This is a genomic window from Ruegeria marisrubri (genome assembly GCF_001507595.1).
Classification (GTDB): Bacteria; Pseudomonadota; Alphaproteobacteria; order Rhodobacterales; family Rhodobacteraceae; genus Ruegeria; species Ruegeria marisrubri.
This window is the reverse complement of the sequence record NZ_LQBQ01000038.1, coordinates 149823-170351: the sequence shown is the minus strand read 5'-3', so window position 1 is coordinate 170351 and position 20529 is coordinate 149823. Positions and strand designations below refer to the sequence as shown.

Sequence of the window (20529 nt, the reverse complement as noted above, 5' to 3'; positions counted from 1 at the left end):
GGGAGCCCCTCCGACCCGGCCCTCAAACCCGGAACGTCGCCGCCAGTTCTTCGGGCAGGTCGAACTCGCGCAGCACCCGCGCCCGCGCCTCGGGCGACATCTTGCGGGCGGTCTTTTCCACGATGCGCTGGATCTTTTCGGGCGAGTGCTTGCCGGCGAAGGGCGCGAAATACCATTTCAGGAAAACGAAACAGATCACGTCCTCCAGCGCCTGCACCTCCGGGTCGCGCTTGATGCCTTCCTTGCGCAGCATCCGCCCGGCCGACTCGATCTCGTCGGCGCCATAGCCCGCCTCGGCCATCATCGCCATGACCACCTCGGCGTGATGCACGCCCTGCGCCTTGCGCCAGGCCAGGTATCCCGCGCGCCCTTCGGGGTATTCCGAGCGCTTCAGCTTCCAGCGTTCCACATGCTGCCCGCGCGCCGCGATCTGCAGCACTTCCGAGGCATCGGGGAACAGCCGGTTCAGTTCCTCGCTCATCCGCTTGCCGTAAAGCTGGGCCTCGGGCATCCCGTCATCCAGATTGGGATCGGCCGCGTTGGCCGCGTCGATGGCGTCCAGAACCGCCTGCATCCGTGCGCTCATGGTTTGCTCCAGTTCTCCGCCGGGTCGCTTTCGGCATAGTCGCGCAGGGTGTCGATATCCTCGATCTCGGCGTGGTTGCGCTTTACCGTCACCCCGGCCGATTTCAGGCGCGAAAAGGCCCGGCTCAGGCTTTCGGGCTTCATGCCCAGACGCCCCGCGATCAGCATCTTGTCATAGGGCAGCGTCACCTCGCAGGCGCCGTCCTCGGCGTCGCACAGGCCCAGCAGGAACTCTGCCACCCGCTGCGCCCCGGTCTGCGCCTTGAGCTGCTCCAGCTGCGCCACCAGCGAGTGCAGATGGTTGAAGGCCGAGGCCAGTATCGAGATCCCGATCTCGGGTTCTTCCTTCATCAGCGAGACCAGGACCCGGCTGGGGATGTGCATGACCTCGCAGGTCGAGACCGCCTCGGCCGAGACCGGATAGGGCATGTTGCGCAGGGCGACCGCCTCACCGAAACTCTCGCCGCGGGTAAAGACGCTCACCACCGCCTCGGCGCCGGTCGGAGCCATGCGGTACAGCTTGACCCAGCCGCTGATCATGACGTGGATCGCCTGCGCCTTCTCCTCCTGCAGGAACAGCGTCTCTCCCCGTTCGTATTTGCACCAGACCGCCTGGCTCAGCAGGCTGTCGACATGCTGGTCCGGCAGCGACCGCATCAGCAGCGAGTTCCGCGCTATCGATTTCTGTGCTTCATGCGCCACGAAGGCATCCCCTTTTTTTCCGTCCGTGTCGGCTCTTTGCGGCCGTTCGAGCATTCCCGGTTCCGCCCCAAGCTATGCCAAAGTGTCATCGTGCGCACCTGCCTTTTGACGCTCTTGCTGTCAATCCCGCGATGACACTTGACATTTGTCATTCAAGTCAAGCGACCCGGGGCCTAGCGTCAGCCCAAAGCCAGTATTCCCGGGAGAAGAAGTGATGGACTACGAGCGATTTTTCACCCAAAGCCTCGACGGTCTGAGGGAAGAAGGGAACTACCGGGTGTTCATCGACCTGCAACGACGTTGCGGCAATTTCCCGAATGCGCGCCAGACCGATGGCGAGATCCGGCGCGACGTGCGGATCTGGTGTTCGAACGACTATCTCGGCATGGGCCAGCACCCCAAGGTGCTCGCGGCCATGCACGACGCGCTCGACCGCTGCGGCGCGGGCGCGGGCGGCACCCGCAACATCTCGGGCACCACCCATGACCACGTGCTGCTGGAACAGGAACTGGCCGACCTGCACGGCAAGGAAGCCGCGCTTCTGTTCACCTCGGGCTACGTGTCCAATTGGGCCGCGCTGGGAACGCTGGCGTCGAAGATCCCCGGCATGATCGTGTTCTCGGACGCGCTGAACCACGCCTCGATGATCGAGGGCATCCGCCATTCGCGCGCGCAGAAGGTGATCTGGAAGCACAACGATCTTCAGGATCTCGAGGCGAAACTGGCCGCAGCCGACCCGGACGCGCCCAAGATGATCGCCTTCGAATCGGTCTATTCGATGGATGGCGACATCGCGCCGATCAAGGAAATCTGCGACCTGGCCGACAAATACGGCGCCATGACCTATCTCGACGAGGTCCATGCCGTCGGTCTCTACGGCCCGCGCGGCGGCGGCATCGCCGAGCGCGAAGGGCTGATGGACCGCCTGACCGTGATCGAGGGCACGCTGGGCAAGGCCTTCGGCGTGGTGGGCGGCTACATCGCCGCCTCGGCCGCGCTGTGCGATTTCGTGCGCAGCTTTGCCAGCGGCTTCATCTTCACCACCGCCCTGCCGCCGGCCATCGCCGCCGGGGCCGCGGCGTCGATCCGGCACCTCAAGCAATCCAGCGAAGAGCGCGACCTGCAACAGGCCCGCGTGGCCCAGGTGCGCGCCCGTCTCGACGCCGAGGGCATCCCGCACCTGCCCAACCCCAGCCACATCATCCCGGTGATGGTGGGCGACCCGGTCAAGTGCAAGTTCATCTCGGACACGCTGCTGGAAGAGTTCGGCATCTACATCCAGCCGATCAACTATCCCACCGTGCCCAAGGGCACCGAGCGTCTGCGCATCACCCCCTCGCCGGTGCACACCGACGCGGATATCGACCACCTGGTCGGCGCGCTCTCGGCCCTTTGGCAGCGGTGCCAGATCGCCCGGATGCCCATCGCGGCGCAATGATTTCCTCCCCGTGAAGAACAGGGGTCGCCAGCGATGGCGGCTCCTGAACCTGTCGCGGGGTCCTGCGCCCGCCGCCCGAAATCTCCTTGAGTTTTTATCCCCCTTGCCCGAACCTGCCTGAAACACGGGCAGACACATCAGGCAATCGGCGGGGGTATCATGAAAATCGGGTTTTGGTGCGGGGCGGTCATCCTGCCCCTGTTGCTGGGTGCGACCAGCGCACAGGCGCAGTCGCGGCTCGAGATCGCAAACCAAAGCCACATCTGCTCATTCGCGCCCGATGACGTTCTCGAGGGCGAGATCTATTCCTTCTCGTCCAGCCAGCAGGCGCGGGACATGGTGGCCGACATCATGTCGACGGTGGGCCTCGTGCCGCGTTTCACCATCTTTGCCGCCAACGTCCCCAACGCCGCCGCCGTGATCGACGGCGAGGAACGGCTGATCGTCTACAGCGAGGACTGGATCCAGAACACGATTCCCAACAACCGCTGGGCGGCCGTCGCCCTGCTGGGGCATGAGATCGCGCATCACCTGAACGGCCACACGCTCGAGGCGGGCGGCAGCCGGCCCCCGACGGAACTCGAGGCCGACAGGTTCGCCGGTTTCGCGGTGGGCAAGCTGGGCGGAAGCCTGGAAGATGCGCAATGGCTGTTCAGGCAACTGCCCGAGGCCGGCAGCGACACCCATCCGGGCCGCAAGGCCCGGCTCGAGGCTGTGGCAGTCGGCTGGCGCGAGGCGACGGGCGGGCGTGTCGGCACGCCCCCGCCCAGTGACACCCCACAGGTCCGCGCCGAACCGCAGGACGCCCCGGCGGCCGGAGACTGGCTGGTGATCGCGGGCTCAGTTCCGCATGGCGCGCCCGATCAGGCCTCGGCCCGGATGCAAGAGCTTCGGGCCTTGGGCCTGCCGGTGCGGGTGATCAACACCGACGATTTCGACAATCTCAAGGACGGGCTCTATTCGATCGTCGTCGCCACCTCGTCGCGCGACGACGCGTTCCGCGCGCTCGAGGCGGTCCGGCGCCATGTGCCGGATGCCTATGTGAAAAAGGGCAACTGACGCGGCTCTGACGGCCGTGTTCCGACCTTTCCGCCCGCCCGAACCGGTCTTCTGAACCTGCCGATTGGCGTCGCAGTCCATTTGGCGCTAAACTTTCATACCTTCCCGAAACCCGCATTTGCCGACAGGGGCCGAGGACGATGGAACAGTTTGCAAACCGCAGTGTCGCGGGGCAGGCGCTTGCCGCGGCGCTTTCTGAAAAAGGCTATGAAGACCCGGTGGTTCTGGCGCTGCCGCGCGGGGGCGTTCCCGTCGCGATCGAGATCGTCCGAGCGCTCAAGGCGCCGCTGGACCTGATCATGGTGCGCAAGATCGGGGTGCCCTCGCAGCCCGAACTGGCCGCGGCGGCCATCGTCAACGGCGACGATCCCCAGATCGTCATCAACACCGAGATCGCCCGCGCCTTCAACCTGACGCAAGAGAGGATCTCGCAACTGGCCGAGCAGCAGCTGCTCGAGATACAGCGCCGCCGCCGGGCCTATCTGGGGGATCGCAAATCCGTGCCCATCCAGGGCAGAACGGCCATCGTCGTCGATGACGGCATCGCCACGGGCGCCACGGTCCGCGCCTCGCTCAAGGCGCTGAAGCGGCGCGGCCCCGCCCGAATCGTGCTGGCCGTGCCCGTCGCCGCCAGGGATTCGCTGGCGCAGCTGCGCGGCGATGTGGACGATATCGTCTGCCTGCAAATGCCCGAACCCTTCTGGGCCATCGGCGCGCATTACGTGGATTTCACCCAGACCCCCGATTCCGAGGTCATCCGGCTGCTGGCCGAGGCGGATTCCCTGGCCTGAGTCTGCTAGGTGCCTTTACAAAAATCCTTTTTGGACCTGACCTAAGTCAAGTAGTTACCCGTGCCGACCCGCTAGGACTCCCTCAGAGCTTTCCGAGTGGAGTCTCCATGCGTCCCTGCCGTCCCCATACCTTGCCAGTTGCTCGCGTGTTCCAAACGCTGGCCGGGGTGGTGGGCGTCCTCCTGTTGCTGTTGCAATCGTTCCTCCCGACGCTGGCGAGCGCCGATGAGGGCGAGTGGATGGAGATCTGCTCGGAAGCGGGGCCGGTGCTGGTTCAGGTCGATCTCGAAGACGACTCTGACGGCACCGCGCCCTGCCCGGACTGCGCAAGCTGCATTCTCTGCGCCGCGAGCGGCCCCGCTCTGATGGCCGCCGCGCCCGAACTGGCCCGGCCAGAGGTTGTACAAATCGGAACATTGCAGGGTCGGGACGTGTACAAACCGTACAATCCGGCCCAGTTCTGGCCCGACAACCGCGGCCCCCCGTGCGCATCCCAAAATAGAAACGAACGCGCCCCGCGCGCGTCCACGGCGTCAACCCAGGTAACAGGAGGTGCGCTGTGGTCGTAAAGCGCGCAATCCATATTTTTATTATTTCCTTTGCATTCTGCCTGGCGGCACTGACGGCGCAGGCCGACAGCCTGGCCAGCTTCCTGCCCGATATCGATCCCGCCGAACTGGCGCCCGGTGCCGATGCCGTCGGTCCGGTGCGCGATGACGTGCCCGTTGCCCCGGTGCTGAAGGATGGCGAGACCATCGCCTGGGCCTTTCTGACATCCGATTTCGTGGGCACCACCGGCTATTCCGGCAAACCGATTCACGTTGTCGCCGCCATCGACGACGACGCGGTGCTGACCGGCGTGAAACTGGTCAAGCATTCCGAGCCCATCGTGCTGATCGGCATCCCCAATTCGCGCATGGTCGAACTGACCGAGGGCTATGCCGGCCTGGATCTCAAGATCGAGGCTGAGACCGGCGGCGAAGGACATGATCTCGACATCATCTCGGGCGCGACCGTCACCATCATGGTGATCGACGACAGCCTTGTGCGCGGCGGCCTCAAGGTGGCGCGCGCGCTTGGGTTGGGCGGGTTGTCCCAGGTTCAGGCAACCGGACCCCGGCGCGAGATCGACATGTCCAAAACAGATACCTACGACTGGGCAACGCTTTCGGGCGACGGGTCCATTCGGCGCATGACGCTGGATGTCGGGCAGATCAACGAGGCCTTCGAGGCCACCGGCGATGCGCGCGCCATCGCGCGCCCTGAACCCGGCGAGCCCGATGACACTTTCATCGACATGCACATGGCGCTGGTCTCGGTGCCGTCGATCGGTAAGTCGCTGTTGGGCGAGGCCGAGTACCAGAACATGGTGAATTGGCTGGACGAAGGCGAGCATGCCATTCTGGTTCTGGGTCGCGGCGCCTACAGCTTCAAGGGCTCGGGCTATGTCCGTGGCGGCATCTTCGACCGCATTCAGTTGATCCAGGGTGACAGCTCGGTCCGGTTCTTCGACCGGCAGCAGCGCCGTTTGGGCGAGGTCGCCGCGCCGGGAGCGCCGACCTTCACCGAGTTGGACATCTTCAAGATCCCCGCCGATGCCGAGTTCGATCCGACCGCGCCGTTCCGCCTGCAACTGCTGGTGCAGCGGGCCGTGGGTGCCGTGGAAAAGACCTTCCTGACCTTCGATCTGGGCTACAAGCTGCCCGAGCAGTACCTGCTTCCGGCGGCCCCCGCGCCCTCCGTGGTCGATGACGCCACCGGCGAGGCCGCGGCCAAATCGGCCCTGTGGCAGCGGATCTGGAAGGACCGCACGGTCGAGATCGGGGTGCTGGGCGCCATGTTGCTGGTGCTGACGGCCACGTTCTTCTTCCAGTTCCACGCCACGATGAACGCGCGGGTCTTCTACTGGTTCCGCATCGGGTTCCTGACGATGACCTTGTTCTTCATCGGCTGGTACGCCAACGCGCAGCTGAGCGTGGTGAACATCATGGCCCTGGTCGGCAGCCTGCGCACCGGGTTTACCTGGGATGCCTTCTTGCTGGATCCGCTGGTGTTCATCCAGTGGTTCGCGGTGGCCGCCGCGCTGCTGTTCTGGGGGCGCGGGGCCTATTGCGGCTGGCTGTGCCCCTTCGGCGCCCTGCAGGAACTGACCAACAAGATCGCCCGCGCGCTGAAGGTGCCGCAATGGACCCTGCCCTGGGGCCTGAACGAGCGCCTTTGGCCGATCAAGTACATTATCTTCCTGGCGCTGTTCGGCCTGAGCATCGTGTCGATCCCGCTGGCCGAGCACTATGCCGAGATCGAGCCGTTCAAGACTGCGATCATCCTCAAGTTCGTGCGCGAATGGCCCTTTGTGGTCTTCGCCGTGTCGCTGCTGGTGATCGGCCTGTTCATCGAACGGTTCTATTGCCGCTATCTGTGCCCGCTGGGCGCCGCGCTGGCGATCCCCGCCAGGATCCGCATGTTCGACTGGCTCGAGCGCTACAACGAATGCGGCAATCCCTGTCAGACCTGCCGGAACGAATGCCCGGTCCAGGCCATCCACCCCACGGGCAAGATCAACCCGAATGAATGCGTCACCTGTCTGCATTGTCAGGTGCTGTACCAGTCCGAGAGCAAATGCCCCGTCGTGATCCGCCAGATGAAACGGCGGGCCAAGACTGGAACGGTCAATGTCAAGACCCCTCTCGGACAACCACCGGCGAACCATCCGAACGCCAAACCGCAAAACGTTTCTTAAAAGGAGGAACGACCATGTCGGAACACGACAAGAACCTGAACGTCACCCGCCGCGGCCTGTTGGGGGCCACCGCAACCGGCGCCGTTCTGGCCGGGACCGGTCTGGGCTCGACCCTGATGACCGCGAAGGAGGCCAGCGCCGCCGCCAAGCAACATCTTGAGCCCGGCGAACTGGATGAATATTACGGCTTCTGGTCCTCGGGCCAGACCGGCGAACTGCGTATCCTGGGCGTGCCCTCGATGCGCGAGCTGATGCGGGTGCCGGTGTTCAACCGCTGCTCGGCCACCGGCTGGGGCCAGACCAACGAGTCGCTGAAGGTGCTGACCGAGGGCCTGCTGCCGGAAACCAAGGAATTCCTGGCCAAGCGCGGCATGAAAACCTATGACAACGGCGACCTGCACCACCCGCACATGTCGTTCACCGACGGCACCTATGACGGCCGTTACCTGTTCATGAACGACAAGGCCAACACCCGCGTGGCCCGCGTGCGCTGCGACGTGATGAAATGCGACAAGATCATCGAGATCCCGAACGCGCATGACATCCACGGGCTGCGTCCGCAGAAATACCCGCGCACCGGCTATGTCTTTGCCAATGGCGAGCACGAGGCGCCGCTGGTCAACGATGGCAGCGTGCTGGACGATCCGTCGCAATACGTCAACATCTTCACCGCAATCGACGGCGACACGATGGAGATCGCCTGGCAGGTGATCGTGTCGGGCAACCTCGACAACACCGACTGCGACTATCAGGGCAAATACGCCTTCTCGACCTCGTACAACTCGGAAATGGGCATGAACCTGGCCGAGATGACCGAGAGCGAGATGGACCATGTGGTCGTCTTCAACCTGAAGGAAATCGAAGCGGGCATTGCCGCTGGCGACTATCAGGAACTGAACGGCGTCAAGGTTGTCGATGGCCGCAAGGAGTCGGGCAAGAACTATACCCGCTACATCCCGATCCCGAACTCGCCGCATGGCGTGAACGCGGCGCCGGACAAGAAGCACATCATGATCAACGGCAAGCTGTCGCCGACCGTGTCGGTGATCGATGTCGAAAAGGTGGACGCGCTGTTCAGCGAAAACGCCGATCCGCGTTCGGCCGTCGTCGCCGAACCGCAGCTGGGCCTTGGACCGCTTCACACCGCGTTCGACGGCAAGGGCAACGCCTATACCACGCTGTTCCTGGACAGCCAGGTGGTGAAGTGGAACATCGACGCGGCCATCCGCCAGTATGCGGGCGAGGACGTCGATCCCATCGTCGACAAGGTGGACGTGCACTATCAGCCGGGCCACAACTCGACTTCGATGGGCGAGACCGCAGAGGCCGACGGCAAGTGGCTGATTTCGATGAACAAGTTCTCGAAAGACCGCTTCCTGAATACTGGTCCTCTGAAGCCGGAAAACGAACAGTTGATCGATATCTCGGGCGACAAGATGAAGGTGGTCCACGACGGCCCGACCTTTGCCGAGCCGCATGACTCGATCATCGTTCACCGGTCCAAGGTCAACCCGGTCAACGTCTGGGATCGCAACGACCCGATGTGGGAAGATGCGCGCAAGCAAGCCGAGGCCGATGGCGTGGTGCTGGAAGATGGCGCCGACGAACCCATCCGTGACGGCAACAAGGTGCGTGTTTACATGACCTCGGTCGCGCCGACCTTCAGCTTGGAGAAGTTCACCGTCAAGCAGGGCGACGAGGTGACGATCTACATCACCAACCTGGATGATGTGGACGACGTGACCCACGGCTTCTGCCTGTCGAACTTCGGCATCGCCTTCGAGATCGCGCCGCAGGCTACCGCCTCGGTCACCTTCACTGCCGACCGTCCGGGCGTGCACTGGTTCTACTGCCAGTGGTTCTGCCACGCGCTGCACATGGAAATGCGCGGCCGGATGCTGGTCGAGCCGCAGGGGGCATAACCCATGCGCTGGCTCCTGCTCATCCCGCTCCTGTTCGGCTCGTCCCTTTGGGCGGCGGAATGGGATGTGCCAAACCGGGCAGGGGCCATCACCGAAACACTGGCTCAGGCGGAGGAGGGCGACACCCTCCGCCTGAGCCCCGGCGTTTACACCGAGCGCCTGGTTCTGGACCGGCCCATCACGATCGACGGGCTGGGGCAGGCCACGATCGACGGACAGGGCAAGGGCAGCGTCATCACCGTCACCGGGCAGGGCGTCACGGTGCGGGGTCTGACGGTGGTCGGCTCGGGCTCGGATCACGAGGACATCGACAGCGGCATCAAGCTGACCAAGACGGCGATTGCGCCGCGGATCCTCGACAACGTGCTGATCGGCAACCTTTACGGTGTCGACATCCACGGCGCCCGGGACAGCCTGGTCAAGGGCAACCGGATCGAGGGCCGGCAGGACCGGCACATGAACATCCGCGGCAACGGGGTCTATGTCTGGAACGCGCCCGGCGCGGTGGTCGAGGACAACGACATCCAGTATGGCCGCGACGGGATCTTCGTGAATTCGTCCAGGAAAAACACGTTCAGGAACAACCTGTTCCGGGACCTGCGCTTTGCCGTGCACTACATGTATGCCGATGATTCCGAGGTTTCGGACAACGTCTCGATCGGCAACGATCTGGGCTATGCGGTGATGTTCACCACCAACGTGAAGGTGGTGAACAACGTCTCGATCGGTGACCGCGAACACGGGGTCATGCTGAACTATGCCAATGAAAGCGTGATCTCGGGCAACGTGGTGAAGGGCGCGAAAGAGAAATGCACCTTCCTCTACAATGCCAACAAGAACGAATTCACCAACAACTGGTTCGAGGGCTGCGGTATCGGCATTCACTTCACCGCAGGGTCCGAGGGCAACCGCATCGTCGGAAACGCCTTCGTCGGCAACCGGACACAGGTGAAATACGTCTCGACCAAATGGGTCGAGTGGTCGGAAGACGGTCGCGGCAATTACTGGTCCGACTTTGCCGCCTATGACGTGGATGGCGACGGCATCGCCGACGCCCCCTATCGCCCCAACGATAGCATGGACCATGTGCTGTGGACCCAACCCGCAGCCAAGATGCTGCTCGGCTCGCCCGCCGTGCAACTGGTGCGCTGGTCGCAATCGGCCTTCCCGGCGCTGCTGCCGGGTGGCGTGGTGGACAGCAACCCGATGATGAAAGCCCCCAAACCCCCAGCAATGCAAAAGGTGCCTCATGACGGATAAGGCCCTGACCATCCAGCAAGTCTGCAAGGATCGCGGCAAGACCCGCGTTCTGAGCGATGTGGACCTGACCCTTGCCCCCGGAGAGCGCGTGGCGCTTCTGGGTCACAACGGCGCGGGCAAGTCGACCCTCATCAAATCCATCCTCGGGCTGATCCCGGTCGATGGCGGAACGATCCGTGTCGGAGACTCGGCTCCCGGCAGCGCCGTGGCGCGGCGCGACACGGCCTATCTGCCCGAGGCGGTCTCGTTCCACCCCGCCTTGACCGGGCGCGAACAACTGACGCTGTTTGCCCGCCTCTCGGGCGAAAAGGCCGACATTCCCGGCCTGCTTGATCGGGTGGGCCTGAGCGACGCGCTGGATCGGCGCATCGGCACCTATTCCAAGGGGATGCGGCAGCGTCTGGGTCTGGCGCAGGTGCTGCTTGGCAGTCCGAAGGTGGCGCTACTGGACGAGCCGACCAGCGGGCTGGACCCGATCTCGCGGCAGGACCTTTATGCCATCATCGACGAGCTGGCGGGGCAGGGGACGGCAGTGCTGATCGCCTCTCACGCCCTGACCGAGGTCGAGGCCCGCACCGACCGCATCGCCATCCTGCGCAAGGGCGTCAAGGTAGCCGACGACACGCTGGCCAACCTGTCGGAACTGGCCGGGCTGCCGATCAAGCTGCGGGTGCGCGCCACCGAGAACGCCGACGTGCTGGCCGCCAAACTGGGTGGTCGCCGGGTCAATGGCGCTTCGGTCGAGATCCTGTGCTCGCCCGCCGAAAAGATGGAGGCCCTGCGCCGCATCGCCGCCATGGGCGAGGCGGTGGCCGATCTGGAAATGGCACCGCCCAAGCTGGAAGACCTTTATCGCCACTACGCACGGGAGGCGGCTCAATGACTCGATTTCTTGCCATAACCCGCGCCGAAATGCTGATCCTGCGTCGCAACCGCTGGCTGCTTGTGGCGACGCTCATCATGGTGCTGTTCGCCTTGGCGCTGACCTTTGCCGGCAGCGCGCCCACCGGCACGCTGGGCGTTGACATGCTGACCGTGTCGGTTGCCTCGATGACCACGCTTTCGGTCTATCTCGCGCCGCTTCTGGCGCTGATGATGGCCTTTGATGCCATCGCCGGAGACGTCGACCGCGGCAGCCTCGCGCTGCTCTTGTCCTATCCGGCGGGCCGTGGTGAGATCCTGTTGGGCAAATTTGCCGCGCATCTGGCCGCGCTGGCCTTTGCCATGACCATCGGCTTCGGCACGGCCGGGGCGGTGGCCGCCTGGTTTGGTGGTGCCGGCCCCGAAAGTCTTATGGCGCTGGCGCGCCTCATTCTCACTTCGATCCTCCTGGGCGCCGTGTTCCTGGCGCTGGGTTACCTGCTGTCTGCCCTGGCACGGGGCGCCACGGCGGCGGCAGGTCTGTCGGCCGGGCTCTGGCTTGTCTTTGTCGTTCTCTATGACCTGGGGCTGTTGGGGGCCGTTGTCATGGATCAGAGCGGCACCTTCACCCGATCCGTCTTTCCGTGGGTGATGGTAGCCAACCCGGCCGACGCATTCCGTGTCTGGAACATCGCGGCGACCGAAGGCGTGGCGATGGCCTCGGGCATGACCGGCGCGGCGCAGGCCCTGCCCGCATGGGCCGCACCCGCCTCGCTGATGATCTGGCCGGTGCTGGGCTTTGTGCTGGCGCGCGCCGCGTTCCGGAGGGTCGAGCCATGAGACGCATTGCCCTGATCGCACTCGTCGCCCTGACTGCCTGCAAAGAGGAACAGGCGGCCGCGCCCCCTGCGCCCGTTGATCTGACCGAGACCGCGCTCAGCTATTTCTGCCAGATGAATGTCGCCGAACATGGCGGGCCCAAGGGGCAGATTCACCTCGAAGGTTACCCGGCGCCTCTGTTCTTTGCGCAGGTGCGCGACATGCTCGCCTATCTCAAGAGCCCCGAGCGCGATGCCGAGATCACCGCCGTCTATGTCAGCGACATGGGGACCGCGCCCAGCTGGCAGTCGCCGGGCATCTCGAACTGGATTTCCGCCGAGGGCGCGGTGTTCGTCGTCGGGGCGAATGTCGCGGGCGGCATGGGCGCGCCCGAGGTGGTGCCCTTTGCCGAGCCGTCAGCGGCCGAAGCCTTCATACAAAAGTACGGTGGCGCTGCGGTGCCACTTTCGGATATTCCTGATGCAACGGTTCTTGGGCCCGTTGATCTGGACCTGACCCTGGAGACACCGGCATGACTCAGCTTTCACGTCGCCGCTTTCTGTCCATCTCGGCCGCCTGCGCAGCCCTGCCCGCGGGAGCGGTGGCCGCCCCATCCGCGCAGTGGCGTGGCGTTGCCCTTGGCGCAGGGGCCAGCCTGCGCATCGAGGGGCTGGACGATGCAGAGGCGGCCCCGATCATCGCGGCCGTCGAGGCGGAACTGGAAAGGCTGGAGTTGATTTTCAGCCTCTATCGCCCCGAGTCGCAACTCAGCGCACTGAACCGCGACGGACGCCTGACTGATCCCGCGCCGGAACTGCTGGATGTGCTGAGCCTGTGCTCGGCCCTGTACGACGCGACCGAAGGTGCCTTTGACCCGAGCGTGCAACCGCTGTGGCTGGCGCTGGCGCAGGGGGGCACAGAGAACGAGGTCGAAGCGGCTCGAGGGGCCGTGGGATGGCAGGGGGTTTCCGTCCAGCCTGACGAAGTCCTCCTGCCCCGGCCCGGGCTTTCGGGCCTGACCCTGAACGGGATTGCGCAGGGGGCGATTACCGACCGGATTTCCGGGCTGCTGAAGTCGTTCGGGCTGACCGATGTGCTGGTCGACATGGGTGAGATCGCCGCGCTGGGCCGCCACGCAGATGGCCGCGACTGGCAGGTTGGCCTGCTGGGGCCGGATGGGGCGATCCGGCAGCGTATCACCCTGCGTGACCGGGCCGTTGCGACCTCGGCGCCGGATGCGACAAGGATTGGAGGGATGCAGGCACATATCCTTGATCCGCGCGGCGGCAATCCTTTGCATCAGGCGATTTCCGTCTCGGCGCCCAGTGCTGCGATTGCGGATGGCTTGTCCACGGCGCTGTGTCTGATACCAAGGGAAGAAATTGCTCTGGTACTGAGTCGTTTTCCCCGATCGAAACTGGAAATGTTGATCTGAAAGACGGAGAAATAACATCATGATCAAACGTTCGCTGATCCTCACGGCGCTGGCCGCCTCGCTGGCACTGCCTGCATTCGCCGAGGGCGACGCCGCCAAGGGCGAGAAGGTGTTCAAGAAGTGCAAGGCCTGCCATGCCGTGGGTGAAGGCGCCAAGAACAAGGTCGGCCCTGCGCTGAACGGCATCGTCGGCGCCGCTGCGGGCCAGGCCGAAGGGTTCAAGTATTCCCCCGCCATGAAGGAAGCCGCCGAAGGTGGTCTGGTCTGGGATGAAGAAACCCTTGCCGCGTTCCTGGCCAAGCCCAAGGACGTCGTGAAAGGCACCAAGATGTCCTTTGCCGGCCTCAAGAAGGAAAGCGAACAGGCCGATGTGATCGCCTATCTGAAAGGCTTCTGAAAACACGAGGAACCCGGTCTCAACTGACCGGGTTCTTTTTTGCCCCGGCCATGCCATTGGCGCGCTGCCCAAAGGGCAGCCCACCTGCCTGAAACCGCTTTGTATTCTCCTTCTGCCGCGTCCGGCGTTTGAAACGCAGGGCGTTCAGAGTCGCGGTCCGCCCGAGCTTTTCTATTTCGTCGATCCTTCCCTGCTGACGGAATCTTCTGCCGGCGTGGCAAGATTGATGCCGATTGATGCGAACAAAATGCGAAATATGCGCGCAGTTGTGTATAATGGGAACTTGATTGAACTGGTTTAAGCGATTGGTGGGGTGCCACTCATGGTCGGCACGATCTCGACCAAGGAACCCTTGGCCTGGGAAGGCCAGGCATTGCAGCGGTCATCCAAGACGGTGGTGTTTGCGGATGTCGTGGATTCGGTTCGCCTGATCGAAAGTGACGAAGAAGGCACGGTGCGCCGCTGGCTTGGCTTCGTGGACTCCGTCGAGACCGAGGTCGGGCGCAGCAAGACGGGTCGGGTCGTCAAGCGCCTGGGCGACGGTGTGATGATGGAATTCGGCGACGCTTGTGAGGCGGTACAGACAGCACTGCAGATGCGCAGCCGCCTCGCCGCCGTGAACCAGAGCGACCCTGCCGCGCAGGGAATGGATATCCGGATCGGGATACATGCCGGAGAGGTTCTGCGCAGCCTTGATGCCGACCTTTATGGGCGGGATGTCAACATCGCCGCAAGGCTGGCGGACGCGACGATGCCCGGCGAAATCATGGCTTCGGCCAGCGTCCGCGATGCGCTGGCCAATAGTGTCGATGCCGAGTTCGAGGATGTCGGGCCGGTCTTCCTCAAGAACGTGCCACAGCCGGTCCACACGTTCCGGGTGGTGGCGCCGCACGAGTTCCCGCGCGTGGCGCCCCTGCTGGCGCCCGAGGATCTGTTGCCGACGATCGCGGTGCTGCCGCTGGTGATCGAGCGGAATGGCGAGGCGCATGTCTGGCGCGACCTGCTGACCGAAGACATCATTACCGCCCTTTCGCGGTCGCACCAGATGAACGTGATCTCGCGCCTCTCGACGATGGGGATCTCGCCGGAGAAATTCACCCTCTCGCAGATTTCTGAGACCTTGGAGGCCGATTTTCTGCTCTCGGGCAGCTGTGCCGTCGGAAAGCAGCGCCACCTGCTGGATCTCAACCTGTCCGAGGCGCGGACCGGCCGCGTGATCTGGTCGGACCGCTTCGAGGTCGACGCCTCGGCCCTGTTGCAGAAGAATTCGATCTTTTCCGAGGTGGCCAGTGGAATTCACCTTGCCATTCTCGATCTGGAAATGAAGCGGGCCATGGCCCACCCGGTGCCGACGCTGGACAGCTACGAGATCCTGATGGCGGCCGTTGCCCTGATGCATCGCCTGTCCCCCACGGATTTCGCGCGGGCCGGAGATCTGCTGGACGCGCTGATCGAGCGCATCCCGAACACGCCGGTCCCGTTGTCGTGGAAGTCGCGCTGGCACGTTCTGCGGGTCGTTCAGGGATGGTCCCCCGACCCCAGGCAGGAGGCCGCGCTGGCGCTGAACCACACGCATCGCGCCCTGGACCTCGATCCGACCAACAGCGGGGCGCTGATCGCCGAAGGGTTCGTCCAGACCAACCTGCTGCACAACCTGTCCGAGGCCGAGGAGCTATATGACAGCGCCCTCGAATACACGCCGAACGAGGCCGCGGGGCGCGCGCTGCGCGGCACGCTTTATGCCTTTCGCGGCGAGGGGGAGCGAGCGGTTCGGGATACCGAGCGCGCCCTGCATCTGGCGCCGAGGGATCCGCATCGGTTCTTTTTCCAATGCCTGGCGGGCAGTGCCAGCCTGGTGGCCGAGGACTATCCACGCGCCCTGGAACTGATCAAGAGCTCGCTGCGCCTCAACCGCCTGCACATGTCCTCGCTGAGGATGCTGGCGGTGACCGAGTGGCGGATGGGGCATCACGCCGAGGCCCGGGGCGCGGCCGCGAAAATCCTGAGGGCGAATCCCGGTTTCACCGTCAGTGGATGGTTGCGGAATTCTCCCAGCGCGGATTTCCCCGTTGGCCAGGCCTTTGCCGACACCTTGAGAGAGATAGGAGTGCCGGACTGAAGAATTGAACTGAACGAATTTTGATAAGGAGAGACTTTGAATGGCAATTGAATCGAACCAATCGCAACAGGGGGCTTTTGGCGCCTTTGGTGCTTTCGGAACGAGCGGGGCTTTTGGCGCATTTGGTGCATTTGGAGCTTTTGGCGCTTTCAGCGGCACAGGGGCTTTTGGCGCCTTCGGAGGCGGCCCGGTCGACCCTCCCTTGGTTTCGGCGGCGCTGATCACCAGTCGTGACGGTATCGCCGGATCCTGGATCCCTGTCTCCGGCTCTGCGGTCGACCCCAGCGGCCAGGAAGACGTCGAATACCTGGAACGGCTGTCGCCCGCGGTGCGCGGCAGCATCTTTGCCTTGGAACTGGGCAGCCGCATCGGTTTCGGTTTCGAGCCGGATGCGGCGGATGCGACGAAACCCGGATGGGCACGCGTCTATCATCTGGAGGCGGCGCTGCCGGGTTCGACTGATGCGAAATACGTTCCTCTGGTGGCTGTGAAACGACCGACACAGAAGATTTTTGCGCAGCAACTCGATCTGGTGGCGAACTATGCCGATCTGCGGCAGGATCGCATGGGCGAAATCCTGTCTCAGCTTGGCACTCCGACCGAGTTTCTGCGCGCCATCGCCTTCATCGAGCCGGCGCGCACGCCCTACACGATCGAACTGCTGGCGACTGCGCACTGGCTGGCGAATTTCGTCGAGATGCGGTTGAAATACGCGCTCGCCTGCAAGCGGCCGATCGAATATTCGCCGCAGATCCAGCCGATGATCTGGACGCCGACACATGGGGCTCTGCCCAGCGGGCATTCGACCGAAGCGTTCACCATGGCGCGGGTTCTGTGGCTGCTGCTGAGGGCGAACAAGGTGGATCCCCCAAAAGAGAACCCCTATGACCAGGGGCTCTGGGGCGAAATGCTGATGCGCGTGGCGGCCCGGATCGCCATCAACCGGACGGTGGCCGGGGTGCACTTTCCCGTGGACAGTGCCGTTGGTGCGGTCCTCGGATTGACATTGGGGCGGTATTTCGTAGATCGATGCACCTTTGTCGAGACTGCCGGTGATCCGGCCAACTTCGAATTTCCCAAGGCGAGCTGGGAATTTGACGGCACGAAATATTTCCGCACGATGGATGACGGCACCGAGGTCGGCGATATCGATTTCGACTGGCGCGCCTATTACGACCCGAGGGATCCGGCAAATGGCCAGAACCCCGAGCAGAAGACGAGTGCGGACTGGGTGACCAGAACCGCTCTGACGGGTGTCGATCAAACTCAGGCGATGTCGAAACCGCTGCACTGGCTCTGGGGCAAGGCGGCGGACGAGTGGAAGGATTTCTGATCCGGTTTTTGTGAGGGTAATTGTTATGTCATTTGATTGGATAAAGATGGGGCCGGATGAACTGGTCCGGGATGCGGAACTGGAGTTTCGCGTCAACATGATGAAGCGTTTTACCGCTGCCAACCTGGGATTTGTGAAGGGAAACGACGGGCTGCACGGCGACGCGCTGCGGGCGAGGATCGACCGGGACTATGACGCGCTGTGGTGGATGGCGGTCGTGGAAGTCTCGCGCAACGAGGATACGGACCGAAACCGGACGATCAACGAGTTGCTGGACCTGGCTGACGCGCAGGACCTGCTGGAGAACGTGATCGTCCCCGGAGAATACAGCGAAGCCATCAGGGCCAACGAACCGCAGGCATTCGTCACGTTCTTCGTTCAGCGAAAATACATCGAGAGGGCAAACAAATCCGACGGAGAAGCGGCTCTGGGCGTTCTTTCGATGTCGGTCACGGGCCCAGTGACCCCCGACGTGCCCTCGCCGATCGGCGCCCCGCTGGAGCCGGGCACCAAACCCGTCAAGGTCGGGCCCGAGACCGTGCTTGTCGCCGTGATCGACTATGGCATCGCCATCGGTCACGACCTGTTCCGCCGCGAGGGTCCGACCGGCGAGCTGGACGTCAGCCGGGTGGCCTTTTTCTGGGACATGGACGGCGTGCCCAGTCCGGACGCGGAACTGCCCAGCAGTTTCGGCCGTATCTGGACGCAGAACGAGATCGAGCAGAAGTTGAAGCAGAACATGCAGAACGGCCTGTTGGATGAGGCTGGATTCTACCGGGAGATCGGCCTGATCGACTGGGGCAGGTCGGTGCTGAAACCCTGCGCGCAGCGGGTGTCGCACGGAACGCATGTCACCGGCCTGGCAGCGGGCTACCCGGCAGAGGACGAACAGGGCAAGGACCGCAAGATCATAGCCGTTCAGTTGCCGGGATGGGCCGTTCATGACCCGACCGGGGACCGGCTGGATGTTCCGCTGGAGCGGGCTCTCGATTTCATTGCGGCCCGCCTGGGCCAGTTCAAGATCACCGGCACCGGCAAGAAGCCACCCATCGTGATCAATTTCAGTTTCGGCAATTTTGCCGGTCCGCATAATGGCCGGGGGTTGATCGAGCAGGTGATCGAAACCGCCCTGGCGCAAATGGCGGCGGATTTCGGCAGTCCGCAATTGATGACCCTGCCATCGGGCAATGGGAATCTGTCCCGGTGCCATGCCGAGTTCATTCTGACGGATGACGAGGATACGGAACGGATCAACTGGCAGGTGCAACCGGACGATCTGAGCCCGTCCATGTTGCAGGTCTGGATGCCGGTCTTGCCCGCCGTTCCCGATGGAGCGGTGAGCCTGACGCTGATGGCGCCGGGTGCGGCAGGATCGGCCACGGTGCAGGCCGGCGCGGCACCGATGCAGGCGAAGCTGACGGAAAACAACGAGGATCTGGCGATCATCAGTTACAGACCTCCGAATGATCCGGGTGAGCCGGGGCTGTTCGAGGTGATGGTCGTGAGCACCGGGCACCCGCTGAATGTTGGCCCGTTGGCGCCCGCCGGGGCCTGGCACCTGAGTTTCTCGAAACCGCATGGCATCGAGGATCTGACAATGAACCTGTGGGTGCGCCGGGACGAGAGGCTGCCGGGTTTTCCCGAATTCGGGCGGCAGTCCTATCTCGTCGACCCCCGCTACGGGCGGTTCGCCGAACCGGGCGGTAAGGAACTGGACGACGATCCGGACGATCATGCCGGTCCGGTCCGCCGCGCCGGGACGATCAGCGGATACGCCAGCGGCGACACTCCGGCGGTCATTGCCGGCTATGTCCGCTCGACCGGCAGGATGGCGGGCTATTCCGCCGGCGGTCCCACGTTGAACGACCAACGGCCAACGGGGCCCGATGCCTCGGCCGTGAGTGACGACAGCGATGTTCTGGGCGGAGTTCTCAGCGCCGGGTCCAGCAGCGGGTCGCGGGTGGCCCTCAACGGAACCAGCGTGGCGGCGCCGCAGGTCGCCCGCAAGGCGGCCGATCTCATGGCGGCAGCGCCGGACCAACCGCTGACGCGGCAGGACATCGCGCAACTTGCGCTGGACGATGATCCGCCTGCGCCCGGAAAGCCCCGGGTGCGGCGGACGGGCGGCGGCAGGCTGCGCCTGCCCAACCTGTTCGGCAAGTTGCGCTGGTCGGCTCAGTAGCGGGTTTGCGCCCCCGCTCCGGCACCGGGATCGGGGGCGCTGCGCAGCGCGTTCAAACAGGTCAGGAGTTCGTCGAACTGCGCGTGCCGGGACATGTCCGGGTGAAACACGAGGTAGAGCGGCAGCATCAGGTCGGGCGCGCCGGGAACCGGACGCAACTCGTCAGAGCGCAGATGTTGCGCCACGACGTAGTCGGGAAAATATCCCCGCCCGCCGCGCCGCAGCAGATAGCGCAGCGCCATCATGCAGTTGCCCAGGAAAATCGCCTGCCCCTCTGCCGCGCGCGCGATGGCGCGGACATGCTGGCGGTATTGCTCGCCAAGCTCCAGATCGACGAACAGCGTTTCTCCGCCGTCCACGGATGGCCCGGGCGTTTCGACAAGGATCAGACGCTCGGGTGCCAGCTCCTCGAAAACGATGCGGCCGTCGCGGGGGCGTTCATGGGTCAGTGCCGCATCCAGCACATGCGTTCCGACCGCCTCGATCATGTTCAGGTCGTGGTCGTAGTTCAGTGTCAGCAGGAGCTTCCCGAAATTCTCCTCGAGGCTGATGGCGAGATCGACCAGCAGGGGATCCCAGATGCTGAGCTGCGCCCCAAGCCGGATCGACACCCGGCTGGGGTTCTGCCCCGGTAGTTCGCGCGAGGCATAGGCCCAGAGCGACACCATCTGTTCGGCATAGGGGCGAAATCGGTGGCCGAACTCGGTCAGGTTGGTGCCGCCCGCGCCGCGTGTGAACAGGGGGTGGCCCACGGCCTCTTCGATGCTGCGGATCCTCGCGCTGACGGCGGTTTGCGTGACGTGCATCTTTCGGGCCGCCGCGTGAAAGCCGCCGCACTCGGCCACGCACAGGAAGGTTTCAAGCGCCTTTATCTGCATTCGAAACT

General features: G+C 64.0%; 18 protein-coding genes. 15 read left to right on the top strand and 3 right to left on the bottom strand.

From position 1 onward, the window contains the following. Window positions 1–22 precede the first annotated feature (22 nt). Both AVO45_RS18375 and AVO45_RS18370 read right to left on the bottom strand, forming a co-directional pair. Window positions 23–586 carry a DUF4202 domain-containing protein gene (locus tag AVO45_RS18375; RefSeq protein WP_068349943.1) on the bottom strand — a complete coding sequence of 188 codons (564 nt, stop codon included), beginning with the start codon at window positions 584–586 and terminating at the stop codon, window positions 23–25. Further along, window positions 583–1287, bottom strand: coding sequence for a Crp/Fnr family transcriptional regulator (locus AVO45_RS18370; RefSeq protein ID WP_068350023.1), 705 nt, complete (start codon window positions 1285–1287; stop codon window positions 583–585). The genes AVO45_RS18375 and AVO45_RS18370 overlap by 4 nt, the downstream gene beginning before the upstream one ends. Before the next feature lie 214 nt (window positions 1288–1501). On the opposite strand from AVO45_RS18370, the gene hemA reads away from it, so the two are divergent. From hemA to AVO45_RS18295, 15 genes are all read left to right on the top strand, one after another. Next, window positions 1502–2725 carry a 5-aminolevulinate synthase gene (gene hemA, locus AVO45_RS18365; RefSeq protein ID WP_068349942.1) on the top strand — a complete coding sequence of 408 codons (1224 nt, stop codon included), beginning with the start codon at window positions 1502–1504 and terminating at the stop codon, window positions 2723–2725. Window positions 2726–2884: 159 nt separating this feature from the next. After that, a complete protein-coding gene (locus AVO45_RS18360) occupies window positions 2885–3784 on the top strand; it encodes a M48 family metalloprotease (protein ID WP_068349941.1) in 900 nt (299 codons plus the stop codon). A 140-nt stretch (window positions 3785–3924) separates the two neighbouring features. Then, window positions 3925–4575, top strand: coding sequence for a phosphoribosyltransferase (locus AVO45_RS18355; RefSeq protein ID WP_068349940.1), 651 nt, complete (start codon window positions 3925–3927; stop codon window positions 4573–4575). Window positions 4576–4721: 146 nt separating this feature from the next. Then, a complete protein-coding gene (locus AVO45_RS18350) occupies window positions 4722–5144 on the top strand; it encodes a DUF2946 family protein (RefSeq protein WP_240482174.1) in 423 nt (140 codons plus the stop codon). After that, a complete protein-coding gene (locus AVO45_RS18345) occupies window positions 5135–7315 on the top strand; it encodes a NosR/NirI family protein (RefSeq protein WP_068349938.1) in 2181 nt (726 codons plus the stop codon). The genes AVO45_RS18350 and AVO45_RS18345 overlap by 10 nt, the downstream gene beginning before the upstream one ends. A gap of 14 nt (window positions 7316–7329) precedes the next feature. Beyond that, complete coding sequence (nosZ, locus tag AVO45_RS18340) at window positions 7330–9237, top strand: TAT-dependent nitrous-oxide reductase (RefSeq protein WP_068349936.1); 1908 nt, start codon at window positions 7330–7332, stop codon at window positions 9235–9237. Window positions 9238–9240: 3 nt separating this feature from the next. Then, complete coding sequence (locus tag AVO45_RS18335; RefSeq protein WP_068349934.1) at window positions 9241–10497, top strand: nitrous oxide reductase family maturation protein NosD; 1257 nt, start codon at window positions 9241–9243, stop codon at window positions 10495–10497. Beyond that, window positions 10487–11380, top strand: coding sequence for an ABC transporter ATP-binding protein (locus AVO45_RS18330; RefSeq protein ID WP_068349928.1), 894 nt, complete (start codon window positions 10487–10489; stop codon window positions 11378–11380). Before AVO45_RS18335 ends, AVO45_RS18330 begins: the two co-directional genes overlap by 11 nt. After that, entirely contained in the window at window positions 11377–12198 is an 822-nt protein-coding gene (locus tag AVO45_RS18325; protein WP_068349927.1) for an ABC transporter permease, read from the top strand. Before AVO45_RS18330 ends, AVO45_RS18325 begins: the two co-directional genes overlap by 4 nt. Beyond that, entirely contained in the window at window positions 12195–12713 is a 519-nt protein-coding gene (locus tag AVO45_RS18320) for a nitrous oxide reductase accessory protein NosL (protein WP_068349926.1), read from the top strand. The genes AVO45_RS18325 and AVO45_RS18320 overlap by 4 nt, the downstream gene beginning before the upstream one ends. Beyond that, window positions 12710–13612, top strand: a complete 903-nt coding sequence (locus AVO45_RS18315; RefSeq protein WP_068349925.1) for an FAD:protein FMN transferase — start codon at window positions 12710–12712, stop codon at window positions 13610–13612. Before AVO45_RS18320 ends, AVO45_RS18315 begins: the two co-directional genes overlap by 4 nt. A 19-nt stretch (window positions 13613–13631) precedes the next feature. Further along, on the top strand, window positions 13632–14009 hold the full coding sequence (locus AVO45_RS18310) for a c-type cytochrome (protein ID WP_099045751.1): 378 nt from the start codon (window positions 13632–13634) through the stop codon (window positions 14007–14009). A gap of 322 nt (window positions 14010–14331) precedes the next feature. Continuing rightward, entirely contained in the window at window positions 14332–16128 is a 1797-nt protein-coding gene (locus AVO45_RS18305) for an adenylate/guanylate cyclase domain-containing protein (protein WP_068349923.1), read from the top strand. Between the two features lie 40 nt (window positions 16129–16168). Beyond that, window positions 16169–17461, top strand: a complete 1293-nt coding sequence (locus AVO45_RS20140) for a phosphatase PAP2 family protein (protein WP_068349921.1) — start codon at window positions 16169–16171, stop codon at window positions 17459–17461. 25 nt (window positions 17462–17486) lie between these two features. Continuing rightward, the gene (locus tag AVO45_RS18295; RefSeq protein ID WP_068349918.1) at window positions 17487–19643 is read left to right on the top strand and encodes a S8 family serine peptidase; all 2157 of its coding nucleotides are present in this window, start codon (window positions 17487–17489) and stop codon (window positions 19641–19643) included. Here the strand turns inward: AVO45_RS18295 and AVO45_RS18290 are convergent. Further along, on the bottom strand, window positions 19637–20521 hold the full coding sequence (locus tag AVO45_RS18290; RefSeq protein ID WP_068349916.1) for a LysR family transcriptional regulator: 885 nt from the start codon (window positions 20519–20521) through the stop codon (window positions 19637–19639). The two genes, AVO45_RS18295 and AVO45_RS18290, sit on opposite strands and share 7 nt — an antisense overlap. Between the last annotated feature and the right edge of the window lie 8 nt (window positions 20522–20529).